This window comes from Candidatus Rhodobacter oscarellae (genome assembly GCF_001078595.1).
Taxonomy (GTDB): domain Bacteria; phylum Pseudomonadota; class Alphaproteobacteria; order Rhodobacterales; family Rhodobacteraceae; genus Rhodobacter_B; species Rhodobacter_B oscarellae.
In genome coordinates, this window is sequence record NZ_LFTY01000002.1 from 2,211,813 (window position 1) to 2,230,733 (window position 18,921).

The window sequence follows — 18,921 nt, forward strand, 5'->3', positions numbered from 1 at the left end:
CTAGGATGCTTTACCGCTCTGCCCTTGAGCGCTTAAGATGGCGTCAAAGCGGAGGGTTCCATGAGATTTCAGTTTGTATTTATAGCGTGCATTTATCTACTCTCCACGGGCGCGGCCCATGCCGAGCTGACCATCTGTAACGACACCGACACCGATCAGAGCGTCTCGGTCGGCTACAAGGGCGCCGAGGCCTGGACCTCGGAGGGCTGGTGGAACATCAAACCCGGCGAGTGCGTCGCGCCCATCGCCGGAGACCTGACGTCGCGCTACTTTTACCTGCGGGCCGAGGTGAACAGGGGCCCCTTCGAGGGCGGTCGCTACTTTTTCTGCACCTCGCCAGAGGCCTACACGATCGTCGGCGACTCCGAATGCGCCGAGCGCGGGTATGACAAAGAAGACTTCCTTGAGATCGACATTGGCGAGGGCACGACCAGCTTCACCTACCGGATGACGCAAGAGGCGATGGATGTCGCGCAGTCGGGCGAGGGTCTGGGGCTTGAGTTTTGCAACGACACCGAGTTCACGCAGGCCCTATCGGTTGGCTATGAGGGCCCGCAGGGACCGACCTCTGAGGGCTGGTGGAACATCGAGCCCGGCGCCTGCACTAAACCGCTCAAAGACGTGCTGACCAAACAGCTCTACTACTACCGCGCCGAGATCAGCGCGGGCGAGTTCAACGGCCAAAGCGCCAGCTTCTGCACCACGGGCGAGGCCTACACCATCCCCGGCAATGACGACTGCGAGGCGCGCGGCTATGTCACCGAGACGTTCTCGGAAATCGACACGGGCGAGACCTCTAAGGGCTTCACCTTCCGCATAACGGCTGAAACCGGCGGCATCCCGCCCGCGCCCGCGCCAGGCACCGTGGACGAGGCCGTCGAGACCGCCGAGACTGTCGAGACCGCAGGCACCGACGCGTGGGGCTTGGAGGTCTGCAACGCCACCCAGCACATCCAGGCCGTGTCCATCGGCTATCAGGGCCCCGAGGGGTGGACCTCGGAAGGCTGGTGGAACATCGACCCCGAGGCCTGCGTGATCCCAATCGGCGACCCCTTGGAAAAGCAATACTACTACTACCGCGCCGAGATCGACGCGGGCGACTTCACCATCGGCAACTACAATTTCTGCACCACGGGCGAGGCCTACACCATCGTGGGCGACACCGATTGCGAGGCACGCGGCTACGTGACCGAATCCTTCGCCGAGATAGATATCGGCGCGGGCACGGCCTCGTTCAGCTTCGTTCTGACACCCGAGCTGGGCGGCGTGGAGCCTGCGCAAGAGGCCGTTGACAGCGGAACCACCGAGGGCACCGCGGCGCCGACCGATGACAACGCCGCCGCCCTCGATGCCATCCTCTCTAGCGATGGCGCCGGGCTGCGGGTTTGCAACATGTCCAGCCAAACCCAGTCCATTGCCTTTGGTTACGAGGGCGCTGAAGGCTGGACCTCGGAGGGCTGGTGGGTGCTCGACCCCAAAGGCTGCGCCACGCCGGCGCTGGACGGGCAGCGGCATCGCTATGTCTATTATCGCGCCGAGATAGATGGCGGCGATTTCACCGGGCAAAGCTACTTCTTCTGCACCGAGACCGCAGAGTTCACCATCGTCGGCGATGGCGACTGCGTGTCCCGCGGCTATGCGCGCGAGGACTTCCGCGAGATCGACCTTGGCACCGGCACGGAACTGGTCATCCTTGACATCACCGACGCGAATGGCGGCCAAGCGCCCGCGGCGACGGAACCCGAGACGGTCGAGACGCCGCAGGTCGCAACCACGCCCAGCGACGACACGACCGCGGGTGGCGCGATCAATGACGACACGACCGCGGGCGACACGACCGCGGGCGACGCAAACAATGTCGAGCTTCCGCCCGCAGGCGACCCGACCGAAACCGCCGAAGCGCCAGAGCAGGTGCCGCTCTTCCAAGACCTGGGCCGCTCTTCCAACCCGCGCGCCGGCGGCAGCCGCCTGCGCTAACGCATGCCGTGGCGAACCCTTGCGGGCGCCGCCCTAGCGGCGCTTTTGGCCACGGCGCTCCCCGCCGTGGCGGGGCTTACGGTCTGCAACGAAACGGGCCTGCGCCAGAGCGTGGCCCTTGGCTATAAGGGCGAGCGCGACTGGAGCTCGAAGGGCTGGTGGAACATCCCCCCCGGCGATTGCGTCCTTGTCGTCGCGGGCGATCTGACCAAGCGCTACTATTATTACCGCGCCGAAAGCGCGACCGGTGACTTCCGCGGTCAGGATTTCCGCTTTTGCACCCGCGCCGCCAGCTTTGAGATCGCCGGCGACACCGAATGCGCGCAGCGCGGCTTTGAGGCGCAGCGCTTTCGCGAGATCGACACGGGCGAAGCCGCGACCTCCTTCACCCTGACCCTGGTGGCCAAACAGGAACATGCGCGCAGCGGCGCGGCGAAGACGCCCGACGCTGAGGCCACGGGGCTGACAACGCAGAGGCTTTCCAAACTGCCCGCCGCGCCCGACCTGGGCGTCAACACCGCCTCGCTCAAAAGCGCGCTGCCGCCGGGGCGGCACGGCGAGGCGGCAACACTCTCGGGAGTGTTCCAGGGCTGCGAGCTGGAGCGCAGCCGCAGCTATTGCAGCCTTCATGCCGGCGGGACCAAGTATCGCGCGTTCTATGGCGGCCCGACGCCGGAAGATATGCTGCTGGCCCTTGAGGCGATGCCTGTTGGCATCGAAGTGACCGTGGCGCTGGACCTGGTGGAACGCTCCGGGCGCGAGCGCGCCGTGGTTCTGCGCTCTGTTGCCACCAGCACCAAACCCTCGCCCTTTGCGGCGCTGCGCGCGCGGATCCAGGGCGATTGGGTCAGCGCCAGCGATCCCAGGTCCGAGATCACGCTGCACGGGTCCGAAATCTACGCCCGGTATGGCGGCGACTTCAGCGCGGTGCGTTTCTTTGAGCTGGCGGCGGAGTGCCGCGCCGGAGACGGCGCCCGCGGGCCTGTGATGCGCCAGCGCACAATTGGCGACGCCAGGGCGGCGTGTTTCTCTGTGCTGCATGGCGCGGGCCGCTTGGATTTGGTGCCGCTATCTGGTGGCGCGCCGCAGCGATACAAGCGCCGCGATCCGGCGCGGCGCTAGGCGCGCGCCCGCCGCCCCTCCAGGGCCCATATCGCCGGTAGGATCACCGCGACCACGCAGGCGATTGCCACGAAAGACACCCTAAGACCGAAGAGCTCCGAGATCCCGCCCATCAAGGCCGGGCCGATGAAGAAGCCCACAATGCCCAGCATCCAGGCCCGCGACAGCGCCAGGGCGCGCTCTTTCTCGCCCACCCTCGCGCCCAGGATCGACATCGCCGAGGGCACGATCACCGCCATGCCAACCGCGCTGACCGAGACGCCCACGATCACCATCTCTGCGCTGCCCGCGCCCGCGATCATCAGCGCGCCGATGACCCCCAGCACCCCTGAGCCGAAGATCAATCGCCCATGGCCAATGCGTTCGGAGATGACCTGACCAAAGAGCCGCCCAATCCCCATGACCAAGCCCAGCACCGCGGGCCCCAGCCCGCCCTCACCGGCGGGGGCGCCCAAGGTGCGCTCGATATGGAGCGCGGACCAGGCCTCGGTGGAGTTCTCGCCGATGAAGCTCGCCATCAGGATCACGCCGGTCAGGATCACCGCGGCCCAGGGCGGCCGCGCCGCCTGCCCGGTATCTTGCTGCGCGTCCTGCGCCACCTGCGGCAGATAGCTCATCGCCGCAAGCCCCACGCAAACCACAGAGAGGATCGGCAGGATCTCGTCCGGACCCGCCCCCGCCTGGCGCGCCAACGAGGTGCCATAGGCCGCGCCCGCGAAGGCAAACGAGAACATGGCGTGGTTGAACCCCATCAGATGCTGGCCATGGCGCGTCTCGCGGGCGCTGATCTCGACATTCGTGAGGATGTCCAACCCCGCCACCGCCAAGCCCACCACGAACATCGCCGCACCCAGCGTCAGGAAATCCCACGCCAAGAGCGGCACATAGAAGGCCGCGGCGACCAGAAGGCACATCACCGGCATCGCGAACCGCCCAAGGGCCGCGCCGACGCGCGGCGCGAACCACATGGCGATGACGCCGCCGGCCGCCGAGAACAAAAGCGACAGGCCCAGCTCGGCATCGCTGGCGCCCACCCGCGCCTTAATATCGGGCATCGAGGCCGCCAGACCGCCCCATAACACGCCCACCGCCGCCAGCCCCGCCGCCGGGGCCCGCGAGAGCTTTGCTGCCGTCAGAATTGACATCGCCGTGACCCCGAAATTCAATGTGTTCCGATAGCAGTATCCCGCTTGCACGCGGGCGCCAATAGCCCCTGTTTTTTCTCTTTCATTCCTGACCGAACTGCCCTATACGCCACGCTTCATCCGGGCATACACCCTTGGAGGATGCCCTCTAACACTAGGAGAATACCGATGGCTGGCGAGATTCCAGATCTTGTTGCCGCGGTGCGGACGGGGACAGGCAAGGGGGCCGCTCGTCAAGCACGCCGTGACAACCAGGTACCAGGGATTGTGTATGGGGGCGGCGCTGACCCGCTGCCGATCAACATCCCGTTCAACGTGCTTCTGAAGAAGCTGAAAGAGGGGCGCTTCCTGTCGACGCTCTTCAACCTCAAGGTCGAGGGCCACGACGACGTGCGGATCATCTGCCGCAACGTGCAGCGTGACATCGTCAAGGACCTGCCGACGCATGTGGACTTCATGCGCCTGCGCCGGACCACCAAGGTCAAGCTCTTCATCCCGATCACCTTCGAGGGCGAAGAAGAAGCCCCCGGCATCAAGATGGGCGGCGTGCTGACCGTTGTGCGCCCCGAGGTCGAGCTGCTGGTTGTGGCTGGCGATATCCCCGAGAGCATCGTGGTGGACCTTTCCGCCGCCGATATCGGCGATACGATCACCATCAGCCAAGTGGACCTGCCCTCCGGGGCCAAGCCCACCATCGACCGCGACTTCGTGATCGCGAACATCCAGGCGCCGTCCGGGCTTAGCTCCAGCGACGACGAGGATGGCGAAGAGGGCGAAGTGGCCGCCGATGCCGTCCCAACCGCGGGCGACGAGGACGGCGACGAGTAAACTGCTCTTTGCTGAGGCGTTTTGACGGGGCCCTTTCGGGCCCCGTTTCTTTTTGGGTCCACCGCATTGCGATACTGCCGAGCGGGCGATGCGACGCCGTGCGGTGCACAGGGCTCGCCCCCCGCGCCGCAATGGAATCGCAGGACGCGATTGCTGCGCAGCAGCATTGCCATTAAGAAGGCATGCGAAACAGATTAGCTAGCGACACCCATGAAGCTCTTTGTCGGCCTCGGAAACCCCGGCGCACAATACGCCCGCAACCGCCATAACATCGGGTTCATGGCGCTGGACCGCATCGCCGAGGATCACGGCTTTGGCCCCTGGCGTGGCAAGTTCCATGGCGCGATCGCCGAGGGGCGGCTCGGGTCCCAGAAGGTGCTCTTGCTGAAGCCCGAGACCTTCATGAACAAATCAGGCGTGTCCGTGGGCGCGGCGGTGCAGTTCTACAAGCTGGAGCCTGGCGAGGTCTATGTCTTCCATGACGAGCTGGACCTGGCGCCGAGCAAATGCCGCGTAAAGACCGGCGGCGGGCATGCCGGCCATAACGGGCTGCGCTCGCTGCATGCGGCCATCGGGCCAGAGTACCACCGCGTGCGGATGGGGATCGGGCACCCGGGGCATAAGGACGCCGTGTCGGGCTATGTGCTGCATGACTTCGCCAGGGCGGATGCGGACTGGCTGGACGATGTGATCCGGGGCTGCTCTGACGGGGCGCCCGACCTCGCGGCCGGGGATCCTGGCAAGTTCATGAACGCGGTCAGCCTTCGCGTGGCCCCGGCGCGTTCGTCGAAGACGCCCAAAAGGGCGGACGAGACGCGCCCGACGAAGGCAACGAAGACGCCCGCAAAAGCGGATGAGCCGCCGCAAGACACCGACGAACGCGGTCCGCTGCAGCGCCTCATGGACAAGTTCAGATGACCCTGCGGGCCGCCTTTCAGCACCAGGCAATCAGCTGCGAGGCTCTGGGCTCGCCCTTCACCGGTCGGCTGCTGCGGCTCTGCGCGCGCAACCTGGAACCGGGCACACCGCTGACCGACCGGCTGTTCGCTTGGGAGGGCGATATCTCGTCGCGCGGGCACTCGGTGCCGCTGCGGCTGATGGGGGCCTTGCACGCGATGGTGCTGGACGGCACAGCGCCAGAGTTGATCGCGGTCTACCCTCCCAACGCGGTCGCCTCGGATGCGGTGCTTTGGGAGACCGTCCAGGATGCGCTGTCCCGGCATGCGGCGCGGATCGACGCCTGGATCGACCGCCCGCCGCAGACCAACGAGGTCGGACGCAGCGCCGTTCTGATTGCCGTGGGGCATTGGCTGACCGAGCGGCTCGGCCTACCCCTGGTGCTGTCAGAGCTTGGCGCCAGCGCGGGGCTGAACCTGATGTGGGATCGCTTCGCCTTGTCGGCGCTTGGCCAGACATTCGGACCCGCCGCCCCTGCCCTGACGCTCTCGCCGGAGTGGCGCAGCGCCGTTGCACCCCCCGCGGCCTCGCCGCAGGTCATTGACCGGCGCGGCGTGGATCTCACGCCGCTGAACCCGCGTGACCCGGACGGCGCGCTGCGCCTGAGCTGCTACCTCTGGCCGGACCAGACCGAGCGCTTGGCGCGCGCGCGCGCGGCGATCTCCGTGGCCGAGGCGCAGGTGGACGCCGCCGATGCCGCAGATTGGCTAGGATCGCGGCTCGCGGAGCCGCCACCCGCCAGCCCGGCCTGCCACCTGATCTACCACACCATCGCCTGGCAGTACTTCCCGGCAGAGGTCAGCGCCCGCGCGCGGGCCTTGATCGAGACCGCCGGGGCGCAGGCCACCGCGGACACCCCGCTGGCCTGGTTCTCGATGGAGGCTGACGACCAAACGCCCGGCGCGGCGATGGTGCTGCGGCTTTGGCCGGGCGATTTGCGCTTTGACATGGGGCGCACAGATTTTCATGGCCGCTGGGTCGACTGGCAGCCGAAAGAGGCTACACTCGAAGCATGAGCATGGAAAAAGACCCCGCCCTCAACGTGCTTGGCGACCCGCTGGTGCCCTGCAGCCAGGACCCGCTGACCGGGTTCTTCCGCGACGGCGCTTGCAACACCTGCGACGAGGACCATGGCAGCCACACGGTCTGCGCAATCATGACCGCCGAGTTTCTGGCCTTCTCGAAATATGTCGGCAACGATCTGTCGACGCCGATGCCTGCCTATGGCTTCCCGGGGCTCAAGGCGGGCGACCAATGGTGCCTCTGCGCGGCACGGTTCCTGCAGGCCCATGACGAGGGCTGCGCGCCGCAGGTCCAGCTGGCCGCGACGCATTTTCGCGCGTTGGAGATTGTCTCGCTGGAGGTTCTGCGCCAGCACGCCCGCGACCAGCAGTAACTTCGGCCGCAATAGACGCATCCAAGCCCGCGGCTCTTGGCCAAGAACAGCGCTCTTCCCGCCGGTCGCACCGCCGCACTACCCAACGCGACCCGAACCGAGTATTCTGCCGCCGAGCAGAACAACAATCGCAGGCAACGCTTGAAACCCATCCGCCTCATGGCTGGCATCTTCACGGTCGGCGTCTGGACGCTGGCCAGCCGCGTGCTGGGCTTTGCCCGCGACATTCTTTTGGTGGCGCTCTTGGGCTCCGGCCCGGTGGCGCAGGCGTTCCTGATCGCCTTCTCGCTGCCCAATATGTTCCGGCGCTTCTTTGCGGAAGGCGCCTTCAACATGGCCTTTGTGCCGATGTTCTCAAAGAAGCTGCAGGCGGGCGAGGCGCCAGAGCGCTTTGCCCAGGACGCCTTCGCGGGGCTGGCGGGTGTGCTGGTGGTGTTTACGGGGCTGGCGCTGTTGGCGATGCCCTGGCTGGTGGCGGCGATGGCCAGCGGGTTCATCGGGGATGCCCGCTTCGACATGGCCGTGGTGATGGGGCGCATCGCGTTCCCCTATATCCTGTTCATTTCGCTGGCGGCGCTCTTGTCGGGCGTGCTGAACGCCACCGGGCGCTTTGCGGCGGCGGCGGCCGCGCCGGTGCTGCTGAACGTGCTCTTTGTGGCCGCGCTGCTGCTGGGCGACAGCATGGGCTGGGATCTTGGACTGGTGATGGCCTGGACGGTGCCGGTGGCGGGGGTGGCGCAGCTGGCGCTGGTGTGGGAGGCCGCGAGGCGCGCCGGCTTCACCCTGCGCCCCACCCTGCCCCGCCTGACCCCGGATCTGCGGCGCCTGGCGGTGATCGCGGCCCCCGCGGCACTGGCGGGCGGCGTGGTGCAGGTGAACCTGCTGGTCGGGCGCCAGGTCGCCAGCTTCTTTGATGGCGCGATCGTCTGGCTCTACACCGCGGACCGGCTTTACCAGCTGCCTCTGGGCGTGGTGGGCATCGCCGTGGGCGTCGTGCTGCTGCCCGAGCTGTCGCGGCGGCTGGCGGCGGGCGATGACGCGGGCGGGCGCGACGCGTTCAACCGTGCAACCGAGATCGGCCTGGCGCTGACGCTGCCCGCGGCGGTGGCGCTTTGCGTGATCCCTGGGCCGCTGATTTCGGTGATGTTCGAGCGCGGCGCCTTCGATGCGAGCGACACCGCGGCCACGGCCTGGGCCCTGGCGATCTACGGGCTGGGGCTGCCCGCGCTGGTGCTACAGAAGGTGCTACAGCCGCTGTTCTATGCGCGCGAGGACACGGCCTCGCCCTTCAGATACGCGCTAGTGGCGATGGGGGTGAACGCGGCCGTGGCGATCGGGCTGGCGCCGGTCGTGGGCTTTACAGCGGCGGCCTGGGCGCTCACGCTGTCCGGCTGGGCGATGCTGTGGCTGCTATGGCGTGGCTCGCGGCGGATGGGGGCGACGGTGGCGCTGGACGAAAGACTGCTTTGGCGGCTGCCGCGAATCGTCTTCGCCTGCGCGGTGATGGGGGCCGTCCTGTGGGGGGGCGCATGGGTGCTGGCGCCCGCGCTTGAGACCGCGATCCTGCGCTACGCCGCCCTTTTGGCGCTGATCCTGTCCGGATGCGTGGCCTATTTCGGCGCGGCGCACGTCACCGGCGGGTTGCGGCTCGACGAGGTCAGGGCGGCGCTGCGCCGCTAAGGCCTTGTGACCGCGGGACCTCGTATTTTCAACCTTGACATGTATTGAAAAACGCCTTTCACTCTAAAGGGTCAATCCGTAACTAAACCGCTGAAAATAGTTGTACAAAAACGCAACGGAAAGTCGATTTTAACCTTTGCGGATTACGCCAGTCTTGTTAGGCAGAGGCAAAGGGTTGGACCAGTCGTGCCTCGTTTTGCAGCAAATTTGACGTTCCTTTTCAAGGAATTCCCCTTTCTGGAGCGCTTTGAAGCCGCAGCCGAGGCTGGGTTCGAAGGGGCCGAGGTATTGTTCCCATATGACGACGCCGCGACCGCGATCGTCCGAAGCATGCGGCATGCAGAATTGCCCCTGGTGATGATGAATGCGCCGCCCCCGAACTGGGCCGGCGGCGAGCGCGGCTTTGCCGCAACACCAGGGGGCCGGGCGCGGTTCCAAAAGGACCTGCGGCGCACCATGCGCTATGCCGAGCGCCTCAAGCCGCAGCATATCCACCTCATGGCCGGAAAGGCGCAGGGCGCCGAGGCGCGCGAGACCTACATCCGCAACCTCGCCTGGGCCGCCGCCGAAGTGCCCGAGCAGTCCTTTGTCATCGAGCCGGTCAACCCCGCCGGGACGCCCGGTTATTTCCTAGACAGTTTCGAGCTGGCCGAAGAAATCCTCGCCGAGATCGACGCGCCCAACCTGGGGCTGCTGTTTGATTGCTACCACGCGCAGCTTATCTGCGGTGATCTGATGGAGGCCTGGCGGCGCTTTGGCAAGCTTGCCCGGCATGTTCAGGTCGCCAGCGCACCCGGGCGCCGGGAGCCAAGCGAGGGCGGCGCAGACTTTCAATCCTTCTTTGATCTTCTGGACGCCGAGGGTTACCCTGGCTTCGTCAGCGCCGAGTATCAGCCCCGTGGGCGGACGCGTCCTGGCCTGGATTGGATGATCAAGGGAACGGCTTCTTGAAGAAACCGATTGCGGTCTTAATTGGCGTTGGGGACGGGCTTTCGGCGTCCCTGGCGCGGGCCTTGGCGCCCGACTACGCGCTGGTGCTCGCGGCGCGCAGCAGCGCCAAGATGGCGCCCCTGGCTGAGGAATGCGGCGCCGAGACCGTGGAAATGGACGCCTCTGATCCGGCCGCCATGGCCGCGCTCTTTGCCGGTCTGCCCACGTCGCCGCAGGTGGCCGTCTACAACCCCTCGGCGCGGGTGCGCGGCCCATTGGTGGACCTGGAGCCCGAGGAGGTGCGCCGCGCCGTCGAAGTGACCGCCTATGGCGCGTTTCTGATGGGCCAGCAGGCGGCCAAGCGCATGCTTGAGGGCGAAATGCAGGGCGACCGGCGCGGCACGATCCTGTTCACCGGGGCCTCGGCTGGGGTGAAGGGCTTCCCGCAATCCGCAAGCTTCGCCATGGGCAAGTTCGCCCAGCGCGGGCTGGCGCAATCCATGGCCCGAGAGCTGCACCCGCAGGGCATCCATGTAGCCTGGGTGAACATCGACGGCGGCATCCGCAACCCGTCGCGGCCCGAGCGGGTGGACGCCACCGGCAAGCCGGATTCGATGCTCGACCCCGACGCCATTGCCCGCGAATACCTCAACCTGATCAACCAGGACCGGACCGCCTGGTCCGAGGAGCTCAACCTGCGCCCCTGGGTCGAGCGGTTCTAGCCTTTGAGCACCGCAGCGCCTCAGGACAATCCGCTCCTCGGCGTGGCGGCCATCGTCGGCGCGGTCACCGCACTTTCGCTGGGCGACGCGCTGATCAAGTCGCTGGGCAGTGACCTGCCGCTCTTTCAGCTCTTCGCGCTGCGCTTTCTGCCCATCGCTTTGGTCCTGGCGGGCTTCCTGCGCCTGCGCCGCCCCGGCGTGCGGCTTCTGCCCCGCGCGCCCGGCTGGGCCATGCTACGCAGCCTGCTGCTGACCATTATGTGGGCGGTTTACTACCTAGCGCTCTACCAAATGGAGCTCTCGCTGGCAGCAGCGATCTACTACACCGCGCCGCTCTTTATCCTGCTCTTTGCGGGCCCGATCCTGGGCGAGCGCCCAAGCGCGCTGGCCTGGGCGGCGGTGGCGCTGGGGTTCTGCGGGGTGCTGGTGCTGTTGCGCCCCGGCGGCGGGGCGTTCGGCTGGGCGGCGCTCTTGCCCTTCGTCTCCAGCGTGACCTACGCGCTGGCGATGGTGATCACCCGCAAGCACTGCCAGGGCGAGGACCCGGCGGCGGTCGCGCTGCACCTGCACCTGGTCTTCGTGGGGTTCGGCGTGCTGGGCGCGCTGCTCTGGCCGCTTGTCAGCCCCGATGCGGTGGTCTGGGTGCCCGTCGGCCCGCGCGAGGCCGTGGCGGTGGCCGCCCTGGCCCTGGCGGCGCTGATCGGATCGGTCCTGGCGGTGGTGGCCTATCAGGTGGCGCCCGCGGGGCTGGTGGCGCCGTTCGACTATGCCTACCTGGTCTGCGCCACGCTCTGGGGCGTGATCTTCTTTGCCGAGCGGCTGGAGGCGCTGGCGCTGTTGGGTATGGCGATGATCGCGCTCGGCGGGATTTTGGCCACCCGCGCCAATCGTTCATGACAGATGCTGACAGGACGCTGTCAGTGGGGGTATGAGATAAGCACCTCATCAACTTGGATAGAGGAGTAAGACCCATGGCATTCACCCCCGACAACGCGCTGGTCTGGTGCGAGATCCCCGTGACCGACCTGGCCGCATCGCAGGCCTTTTACGAGGCGGTCTTTGGGTATGAGACGACCCGCGACGAGACCGGCCCAAACCCGATCATCATGTTGCCCTTCGAGGGAAAGGGCGTTGCCGGGCATCTCTACCCCGGCAAGCCGCCGGCGCCGGGCACCGGACCGACGCTGCATCTGCAGGTGCCGGACACGGTGGAAGAGACGCTCGCGCGGGTCGAGACCGCCGGCGGCACCGTGGTGATGCCCGGCGCGGTCGAGATCCCGCCCGGCCGCTTTGGCTATGCGACTGACCTCGACGGCAACTCGCTGGGGCTGTTCCAGCCCAAGGCCGCCTAGTTGCGGCGCGCCGACCGCCTGTTCCAGATCGTGCAAGCGCTCCGGGGCGGGCGGTTGGTGACCGCCGGTGCTCTGGCCGAAGCGCTAGAGGTCAGCCAGCGGACTATATATCGCGACATCGCCGACCTGCAGGCCTCCGGCGTGCCGGTGGAGGGCGAGGCGGGCTATGGCTATGTCATGGCCGAGGGCTTTGACCTACCGCCGCTGATGTTCACCCGCGAAGAGATCGTGGCCCTTGTGGCGGGCGCCCGGCTGATCCGCACCTGGGGCGGGCTCAAGATGGCGCATGCCGCCGAGGAGGCGCTGATCAAGATCAACGCGGTGCTGGCAGAGCCCGAGCGCGCCCGCGCCGCCGCAGTACAGATCCACGCCATCCCCATGGGCGACCTAGACGAGAAGGCCCGCGCCCTGATCGACCAGCTAGAGATCGCCACGGACACGCGCCAGCGCCTGGAACTGGACTATCGCGACGCGGAGGGCACGGCGACCAGGCGCATCGTGCGCCCGCTGGGGCTTGGCTTTTGGGGCAAGGTCTGGACGCTCTTTGCCTGGTGCGAAACCCGCGTGGATTTCCGCATGTTCCGCGTGGATCGCATCGTCTCGGCGGATGCCAAGGACAGCTTTCGCCCCGAGAGGGGCAAGACCTTGGAGGATTTTCTGGCCCAGGAGGGCGATCACGGGCAGCGCCGCGACTGAGGCCCGGGTTTGGTCGTTGGTCCTTGGTCGACAAGACTGCGGGGCGGCGGCCGCTCAGCAATATCTGCGCGGCTCAGCGCCGCGCGCGTCACCTACGCGCCAGATCGACCGGCTGCGGAGCATCGCTGACATTTCGGGGCCAGCATTCCGGCGGACCGCAAGAGATCTGCGCCGTGACCTCGCGGATCAGCTTCATGCGGATCCGGTCCGGGTAGTCCTCAAACGTGTTCGCGGTGACCACAAAGGCGCCTTCCCCGCGGATCAGGTTCTCCCAGAAATAGGCGGTCAGGTCGATCTCGCTTTCCTCGATGGCCAGCGCGTTCACCGCGATGCCAAGGGCGGCCAGCTCCGGGTGCATCGACAGGGGCGCGCGGCCCTCGTTCGAGCTGCCGTCGCCAGAGACGTCAATGATGCGGCGCTTGCAGAGCGGTGCGTCCGGCCATTGGTCCACCACAAAGGCCAAAGCGTCGCCAATCGCGGTGGAGAAGTTGCGCCAGCGCCGGGGCGCGGTCTCGATGCGCTGCGCCAGGTCCTCGGCGTCTTGGTAGCTGCGCACGCGCGTCCAGGGGATGGTGACCTCTTGGCGCGAGGTGCCGGTCCATTGCACCAGCAGCACCGCCGCCTCGGCGCGCACCAGCGCCTCGGCCACGACGCCGTCACGCATCGCGTTGGCCAGCCCCTGCATCTGAATCTCGTACTCCGTCGGGTCGACGGAGCCCGAGATGTCCACCGCCAAGGCCAGCGCCAAATCGCAGGCGCGCGCGGGCAGAGACGCAAGCAGGCAAAGTGCGAGAAGAATAACACGCATGTAACAAGCGGTATCACGAACGCAGCGCTCGTCAACGATGTTCTCAGGCCTGCACGGTTCACAAAGCCGCGGGCGATGCTACGCGCCGCGGGTCTCTTGCAGTGCGTTCAGCGCGCACGCGATCTGGTCCCGCACCTGCCGCGCGCGCGGCAGGAACTGCAGCATGGTGGTTTGCCCGTCGTTAAACTGCACGCGCACCGCCCAGAACATCCAGGCGCGCGCGCGCCGGATCTCCACGAGCTCGACGCTCACGGGCGCGCGCTCCGCGTCCCTGTCATTCTCATAGATCAGCCGCTCTGAGGTGAGCCGCCACAGGTCGCCGCGCCGCCGGAGCCACTCCGATCCGTCCTCATAGGCGATGACCTGGTGCGCAAGCGACAACCCAAAGGCCGCCAGCGCGAAGTAGGGCGCATGGGCCAGCTCCGAGAAGTGGCCACCCAGCCCACCGGCGATCAGCATCCAGATCGACGCGATGAAAACGACCCTGCCGATATATATCCCAAGCACCGGGCGCCACTCGGCAAGAAGCGTCTCGCCGGGCCGCAGCTCTGGCTCTTGCTTGGGCTTGGGCTGTGGTTCTGGCTCAGCCAAGTCCCTGCCGCCGGTTCTGCGCCAAGAGATCCATCGCCGCCATGCGCACGGCGACGCCCATCTCGACCTGCTCTTGGATGACCGAGCGGTTGATGTCATCGGCCAAGGTGCCGTCGATCTCTACGCCGCGATTCATCGGGCCGGGATGCATCACAATAGCGTCGGGCTTGGCCAGCGCGAGCTTCGCGGGGTCCAGGCCATAGCGGTGGTAGTACTCGCGCTCTGACGGGATGAAGCCGCCATCCATGCGCTCGCGCTGAAGCCGCAGCATCATCACCACATCTGCGTCTTTCAGGCCCTCGGCCATGTCGTCATATACCTCCACGCCCCAATCGGCGGCCCCTGCGGGCATCAGCGTTGGCGGCCCGACCAGGCGCAGGCGGCTCTCCATCTTGCCCAAGAGCAGGATGTTCGAGCGGGCCACGCGGCTATGGGCGATGTCGCCGCAGATCGCCACGGTCAACCGGTGCAGGCGCCCCTTGGCGCGGCGGATCGTCAACGCGTCCAAGAGCGCCTGGGTGGGGTGCTCATGCCGCCCGTCCCCCGCGTTCAGCACCGCGCAATTCACCTTTTCTGCCAGCAGGTTAACCGCGCCGGACTGCGGATGCCGCACCACCAGAAGGTCGGGGTGCATGGCGTTCAGCGTCAGCGCCGTGTCGATCAGCGTCTCGCCCTTTTTCACCGAGGAGGTCTGCATGGCCATGTTCATCACATCCGCGCCCAGGCGCTTGCCCGCGATCTCAAAACTCGCCTGCGTGCGGGTGGAGTTCTCGAAGAACATATTGATCTGGGTGAGCCCCGCGAGGCTGTCAGAGTGCTTATCGCCGCGCCGGTTCGCCTCGGCATACGCGTCGGCGCGGTCCAGAAGCGTGGTGATGTCCTGCGGGGCCAGAGGCTCGATGCCCAGAAGATGCGCGTGGCTGAAGCTCATGGGGTCCCTCGCTTGCTCTGGGCGGGCTTATAGAGGCGGCGCGGCGGGCGGGCAAGTCGGCGCCGACGGCGCCCACCCGGATCCATGATCCGGGGCGAATCGCTAATTTTCAATGAATTTCAGCAAGATAATCCCCGGGGTTTCAGACCAGGCGCGTGCGGCATAGGATTGCCGGGATGGATTCGGAGCTTTCATATCACGACGCGCTGGCGGCGCTGGCCTGGCAGGTCGAGCTGGGCGCGGATGAGGCCATCCTGGACGCTCCGCTGAACCGGTATGACGCGCCCAAGCAGGCCCCGAGACCCGCGGCGCCAGCGCCCGCCATGGACGCGCCGGGAACGCCCGCCGGGGCGCAGGGGGCGGCGCCCTCAGGAGGGCCGGACGCTGTGGAGAGCGCAACCCACGCCGCGCAGGTCGACACGCTGGCGGCGCTGCACCAAGCGCTGGCCGCATTCGAGCATTGCGAGCTAAAGCGGGGGGCAAGAAACACCGTCTTCTCAGATGGTTACCCGGCGGCGCGGGTGATGATCATCGGCGAAGCGCCGGGCCGGGATGAGGACATCCAGGGCAAGCCCTTTGTCGGGCGCGCCGGGCAGCTTCTGGACCGGATGTTCAACTGCATCAGCATGGACCGCGCCAAGGAGGACCCCGCGCAGGCGCTCTACATCACCAATATCCTGCCCTGGCGGCCGCCGCAGAACCGCGACCCCAAGCCGGATGAGATCGCGATGATGCTGCCCTTCATGCGGCGGCATATCGAGCTGGTGGACCCGCAACTCATTGTCTTGATGGGAAATATCTCGTGCCAGGCGATGCTGGGGCGGCGCGGGATCACGCGGCTGCGCGGCGCCTGGCAGGACGTTTTGGGCCGCCCGGCGCTGCCGATGTTCCACCCCGCCTACCTGTTGCGCAACACCCATGCCAAGCGCGAGGCCTGGGCGGACTTGCTGGCGCTGCAGGCCCGGCTGCGAGATCTTAACAAAGCCTAAAGCCAGCGGGCGCAGGTTTTCCGCCCGAACTGCGAGAATCACTCATTAACGCCTTATTTTGCGGGCGAATCTGGTGTCGGCGAAGCGTCGGCAATGTGTCGGCCTTGCGTATGGCACCTTGTCGGGCAGTGAGCGTGGTTAACAAACCGCACGGTGTTTGATGTACATCCGCTATGCGGCCTTCGCCACGACCGCGCATTGCATGTGGCCTGGGGCGTGTGTTGAGCAAAACGCGCAACTCCCCAGCGACGCTTGCCGACACCAGACGCAACGGACCCCAAGCCGAGCAACCGCCCGAGCTTGCCTCGGGCAGCGGCCGACCTCCCCCAGGAGGCCGCTTTTGCGACGCTGCAACCCATTGGAACGCTGGCGTTTTCGAAGATCGCTCGCAACACAGAGCCGTGGCGCAAGCGACCTCCAGGTCGGCCGCTGCCCGGGTTGCGCTTGGTTCAAGGTGGAGGCCCTGGATCAAGTCCAGGGCGGGAGATCCTCAAAGGACCGCTCCAAGCCAAGATCGACACCACTACCGCACCAGTCGCGCGCCAGGACCGGCGAGACATGCCCCGCCCCCGCCGGTCGCAATGCAAGGCTGGCCCCGCCCGCGCATTGGGATATATCTGCGCTCAGCAGCCAAGGAGCCCGCCATGAGCCGGATCGACGAAAGCGCAGAGTTCATCCCCGTCCGCATCGCGGTGCTGACCGTGTCCGACACGCGCTCGCTGGCCGAGGACCGCTCGGGGCAGGTCCTGGTGGACCGGATCGAGGCCGCGGGCCACCAGGTGGCCGCGCGCGAGATCCTGCCCGACGAGCGCGACCAGATCGCCGCGCAGCTGCGCGCCTGGTGCGCCGCCCCCGAGATCGACGTGGTGATCTCGACCGGCGGTACCGGGCTTACCGGGCGCGACGTCACCGTTGAGGCCCACAGGGACGTCTACGAGAAGGAGATCGACGCCTTCGGCACGGTCTTCACCATCGTCTCGATGCAGAAGATCGGCACCTCAGCGGTGCAGTCCCGCGCCACCGGCGGCGTCGCCCAGGGGACCTATCTTTTCGCGCTGCCGGGCTCGCCCGGCGCCTGCAAGGACGCCTGGGACGAGATCCTGGCCCGCCAGCTCGACTACCGCCACCGCCCCTGCAACTTTGTCGAGATCTTCCCGCGATTGGCGGAGAATCAGCGACGGAAGTAGCCGCCGCGCCCGTATAAGCCGCAATAACCGGCATGTGAGGCCGCCCGCGCTTGGCCATTCCTGGCGAACGGGCTATCTATTGCCTGCCGTCATGGTGCCGCGCGCGCCAAAGCAACGAAGAGCGAATAGCCAATGCGGTTTCTAAGCCGGTCTTTCGTGGGGCTTCTCCTGGTGTCGCTGACGCTGGGCCTGCTGGCCTATGCCGGGCAGACCATCCGCGCCGCCATGCAGGAGCGCGCCAGCCAAGAGCAGCGCCAGCGCCCCGCGCGCGAGCGCGTCTTCGCCGTCAGCACCGTGCCGTTCGAGCCCGGCCAGGTCACCCCGGTGCTGACCACCTTCGGCGAGATCCGCAGCCGCCGCACCCTAGAGGTCCGCGCCACCGCGCCGGGCACGATCCTGACGCTCGCCGAGGGCTTTGAGGAGGGCGGGCAGGTCGCGGCCGGGCAGCTGCTGGCGCGGCTTGACCCAGCGGACGCGCAATCGGCGCTGGACGTGGCGATGACCGACCTCACCGAGGCCCGGGCCGAGGCGCGCGACGCCGCCACCAGCCTGGCCCTGGCCGAAGAGGACGTGGCCTCTGCCGCCGAGCAGCTTGCCCTGCGCAGCCAGTCGCTAGAGCGCCTTCAGCGGCGCTTTACCCGCGGCATCGGCTCGGAGGACGCGGTGGAGAACGCCGCCCTGGCCGAGGCCTCGGCCAAGCAATCCGTGCTGAACAAGCGCCAGGCCCTGGCCCAGGCCCAGGCCCGCGTCGACCAGGCCGCCACTGCCATCGCCCGGCGCGAGATCGCCCTGGCCGAGGCCGAGCGGCGCCTGGCCGATACCGAGATCCACGCCGAGTTCGCCGGCACCCTATCCGAGGTGAACGCGGTCGAGGGCGGCCTGGTGCAGAACAACGAGCGGCTGGCCAACCTGGTGGACCCCGGCGCGCTGGAGGTGATGTTCCGCGTCTCGGCGGCGCAATACGCGCGGCTCTTGGACGCGGACGGGCGCCTGATCGCGGGCGAGGTCGCGGCGCAGCTGGACGTGCTGGGCGTGGACCTTGTCGCCCAGGGGCGCATCAGCCGCGAGAGCGCCGCCGTGGGCGAGGGCCAGACCGGGCGGCTGCTCTTCGCGCAGCTCGACAGCGCGCGCGGCTTTCGCCCCGGCGATTTCGTGACCGTGCGCGCCCAGGAGCCCGATCTGCGCTTTGTGGTGTCGCTGCCCGCCACGGCGGTGGACTCCGCCGGCATGGTGCTGGTGTTGGGCGAGGAGGACCGGCTGGAGGAGGCCGAGGTGCAGGTGCTGCGCCGCCAGGGCGACGCGCTGCTGGTGCGCGCGCGCGCGCTGCGCGGCCGCGAGGTGGTGGCCGAGCGCTCGCCCCTGCTGGGGGCGGGCATCAAGGTGCGCCCGCTGCGCCCGGATGCCCAGGGCGCCCTGGGCGCCCCCGCAGAGCCCGAGCCGCCGCAAATGGTGGCCCTGACCGACGAGCGCCGCGCCCGGCTGATCGCCTTCATCGAGGGCAACAAGCGCATGCCCGCAGAGGCCAAGCAGCGCGTCCTGTCGCAGCTTTCCAAGCCCGAGGTCCCCGCCGCGATGATCAAGCGCATCGAAGCGCGGATGGGCGGGTAGCG

General features: G+C 67.4%; 19 protein-coding genes. 15 read left to right on the plus strand and 4 right to left on the minus strand.

Features of this window, described 5'->3' with window-relative positions:
• Positions 1-60 precede the first annotated feature (60 nt).
• Both AIOL_RS15400 and AIOL_RS15405 read left to right on the plus strand, forming a co-directional pair.
• The gene (locus tag AIOL_RS15400; RefSeq protein WP_049643797.1) at positions 61-1,977 is read left to right on the plus strand and encodes a DUF1036 domain-containing protein; all 1,917 of its coding nucleotides are present in this window, start codon (positions 61-63) and stop codon (positions 1,975-1,977) included.
• A 3-nt stretch (positions 1,978-1,980) separates the two neighbouring features.
• Positions 1,981-3,099 carry a DUF1036 domain-containing protein gene (locus AIOL_RS15405; RefSeq protein WP_082152622.1) on the plus strand — a complete coding sequence of 373 codons (1,119 nt, stop codon included), beginning with the start codon at positions 1,981-1,983 and terminating at the stop codon, positions 3,097-3,099.
• Here AIOL_RS15405 and AIOL_RS26155 read toward each other — a convergent pair.
• Entirely contained in the window at positions 3,096-4,244 is a 1,149-nt protein-coding gene (locus AIOL_RS26155) for an MFS transporter (protein ID WP_049643799.1), read from the minus strand. The genes AIOL_RS15405 and AIOL_RS26155 overlap by 4 nt on opposite strands.
• 168 nt (positions 4,245-4,412) lie before the next feature.
• Here AIOL_RS26155 and AIOL_RS15415 point away from each other — a divergent pair, with 168 nt between their 5' ends.
• The 10 genes from AIOL_RS15415 to AIOL_RS15460 all read left to right on the plus strand — a co-directional run bounded on the left by AIOL_RS15415 (position 4,413) and on the right by AIOL_RS15460 (position 12,805).
• The gene (locus AIOL_RS15415) at positions 4,413-5,072 is read left to right on the plus strand and encodes a 50S ribosomal protein L25/general stress protein Ctc (protein WP_049643800.1); all 660 of its coding nucleotides are present in this window, start codon (positions 4,413-4,415) and stop codon (positions 5,070-5,072) included.
• A gap of 210 nt (positions 5,073-5,282) precedes the next feature.
• Complete coding sequence (pth, locus tag AIOL_RS15420; protein WP_049643801.1) at positions 5,283-5,990, plus strand: aminoacyl-tRNA hydrolase; 708 nt, start codon at positions 5,283-5,285, stop codon at positions 5,988-5,990.
• A complete protein-coding gene (locus AIOL_RS15425) occupies positions 5,987-7,045 on the plus strand; it encodes a DUF2332 domain-containing protein (protein ID WP_049643802.1) in 1,059 nt (352 codons plus the stop codon). Before pth ends, AIOL_RS15425 begins: the two co-directional genes overlap by 4 nt.
• A gap of 2 nt (positions 7,046-7,047) precedes the next feature.
• Complete coding sequence (locus tag AIOL_RS15430) at positions 7,048-7,425, plus strand: DUF2237 family protein (RefSeq protein WP_049643803.1); 378 nt, start codon at positions 7,048-7,050, stop codon at positions 7,423-7,425.
• 141 nt (positions 7,426-7,566) lie between these two features.
• Positions 7,567-9,105, plus strand: coding sequence for a murein biosynthesis integral membrane protein MurJ (gene murJ, locus AIOL_RS15435; RefSeq protein ID WP_049643804.1), 1,539 nt, complete (start codon positions 7,567-7,569; stop codon positions 9,103-9,105).
• A gap of 207 nt (positions 9,106-9,312) precedes the next feature.
• Positions 9,313-10,056 (plus strand): hydroxypyruvate isomerase family protein, encoded by a 744-nt coding sequence (locus AIOL_RS15440; RefSeq protein ID WP_326973124.1) that lies wholly within the window; start codon positions 9,313-9,315, stop codon positions 10,054-10,056.
• A complete protein-coding gene (locus AIOL_RS15445; RefSeq protein WP_049643806.1) occupies positions 10,053-10,757 on the plus strand; it encodes an SDR family NAD(P)-dependent oxidoreductase in 705 nt (234 codons plus the stop codon). The genes AIOL_RS15440 and AIOL_RS15445 overlap by 4 nt, the downstream gene beginning before the upstream one ends.
• Positions 10,758-10,760: 3 nt before the next feature.
• Positions 10,761-11,654: a DMT family transporter gene (locus tag AIOL_RS15450; protein WP_082152623.1), complete on the plus strand. Its 894-nt coding sequence runs from the start codon at positions 10,761-10,763 to the stop codon at positions 11,652-11,654.
• 74 nt (positions 11,655-11,728) lie between these two features.
• Positions 11,729-12,109, plus strand: a complete 381-nt coding sequence (locus AIOL_RS15455) for a VOC family protein (protein ID WP_049643808.1) — start codon at positions 11,729-11,731, stop codon at positions 12,107-12,109.
• Positions 12,110-12,805, plus strand: coding sequence for a helix-turn-helix transcriptional regulator (locus tag AIOL_RS15460; protein ID WP_049643809.1), 696 nt, complete (start codon positions 12,110-12,112; stop codon positions 12,803-12,805).
• An 88-nt stretch (positions 12,806-12,893) separates the two neighbouring features.
• On the opposite strand, the gene AIOL_RS15465 is transcribed toward AIOL_RS15460, so the two are convergent.
• From AIOL_RS15465 to AIOL_RS15475, 3 genes are all read right to left on the minus strand, one after another.
• Complete coding sequence (locus AIOL_RS15465; protein ID WP_049643810.1) at positions 12,894-13,613, minus strand: DUF1194 domain-containing protein; 720 nt, start codon at positions 13,611-13,613, stop codon at positions 12,894-12,896.
• 78 nt (positions 13,614-13,691) lie between these two features.
• Complete coding sequence (locus AIOL_RS15470) at positions 13,692-14,204, minus strand: hypothetical protein (protein ID WP_049643811.1); 513 nt, start codon at positions 14,202-14,204, stop codon at positions 13,692-13,694.
• Positions 14,197-15,135, minus strand: a complete 939-nt coding sequence (locus AIOL_RS15475; RefSeq protein ID WP_049643812.1) for an aspartate carbamoyltransferase catalytic subunit — start codon at positions 15,133-15,135, stop codon at positions 14,197-14,199. Before AIOL_RS15475 ends, AIOL_RS15470 begins: the two co-directional genes overlap by 8 nt.
• Before the next feature lie 176 nt (positions 15,136-15,311).
• Between AIOL_RS15475 and AIOL_RS15480 the strand changes: the two genes are divergently transcribed.
• The 3 genes from AIOL_RS15480 (at position 15,312) to AIOL_RS15490 (ending at position 18,919) form a co-directional block, all read left to right on the plus strand.
• On the plus strand, positions 15,312-16,124 hold the full coding sequence (locus AIOL_RS15480; RefSeq protein ID WP_049643813.1) for a uracil-DNA glycosylase: 813 nt from the start codon (positions 15,312-15,314) through the stop codon (positions 16,122-16,124).
• A gap of 644 nt (positions 16,125-16,768) precedes the next feature.
• Positions 16,769-17,311 (plus strand): molybdenum cofactor biosynthesis protein B, encoded by a 543-nt coding sequence (gene moaB / locus AIOL_RS15485; protein WP_049643814.1) that lies wholly within the window; start codon positions 16,769-16,771, stop codon positions 17,309-17,311.
• Between the two features lie 156 nt (positions 17,312-17,467).
• A complete protein-coding gene (locus AIOL_RS15490; RefSeq protein ID WP_326973125.1) occupies positions 17,468-18,919 on the plus strand; it encodes an efflux RND transporter periplasmic adaptor subunit in 1,452 nt (483 codons plus the stop codon).
• The last annotated feature ends 2 nt before the right edge of the window (positions 18,920-18,921 follow it).

Excerpts from the sequence above, each read along its gene's own strand:
- AIOL_RS15405 (WP_082152622.1), top strand. The coding sequence starts at position 1,981 with ATGCCGTGGCGAACCCTTGCGGGCGCCGCCCTAGCGGCGCTTTTGGCC.
- AIOL_RS15415 (WP_049643800.1), top strand. The coding sequence starts at position 4,413 with ATGGCTGGCGAGATTCCAGATCTTGTTGCCGCGGTGCGGACGGGGACA.
- pth (WP_049643801.1), top strand. The coding sequence starts at position 5,283 with ATGAAGCTCTTTGTCGGCCTCGGAAACCCCGGCGCACAATACGCCCGC.
- AIOL_RS15400 (WP_049643797.1), top strand. The coding sequence starts at position 61 with ATGAGATTTCAGTTTGTATTTATAGCGTGCATTTATCTACTCTCCACG.
- AIOL_RS15475 (WP_049643812.1), bottom strand. The coding sequence starts at position 15,135 with ATGAGCTTCAGCCACGCGCATCTTCTGGGCATCGAGCCTCTGGCCCCG.
- AIOL_RS15480 (WP_049643813.1), top strand. The coding sequence starts at position 15,312 with ATGGATTCGGAGCTTTCATATCACGACGCGCTGGCGGCGCTGGCCTGG.
- AIOL_RS15430 (WP_049643803.1), top strand. The coding sequence starts at position 7,048 with ATGGAAAAAGACCCCGCCCTCAACGTGCTTGGCGACCCGCTGGTGCCC.
- moaB (WP_049643814.1), top strand. The coding sequence starts at position 16,769 with ATGAGCCGGATCGACGAAAGCGCAGAGTTCATCCCCGTCCGCATCGCG.
- AIOL_RS15425 (WP_049643802.1), top strand. The coding sequence starts at position 5,987 with ATGACCCTGCGGGCCGCCTTTCAGCACCAGGCAATCAGCTGCGAGGCT.
- AIOL_RS26155 (WP_049643799.1), bottom strand. The coding sequence starts at position 4,244 with ATGTCAATTCTGACGGCAGCAAAGCTCTCGCGGGCCCCGGCGGCGGGG.
- AIOL_RS15455 (WP_049643808.1), top strand. The coding sequence starts at position 11,729 with ATGGCATTCACCCCCGACAACGCGCTGGTCTGGTGCGAGATCCCCGTG.
- AIOL_RS15465 (WP_049643810.1), bottom strand. The coding sequence starts at position 13,613 with ATGCGTGTTATTCTTCTCGCACTTTGCCTGCTTGCGTCTCTGCCCGCG.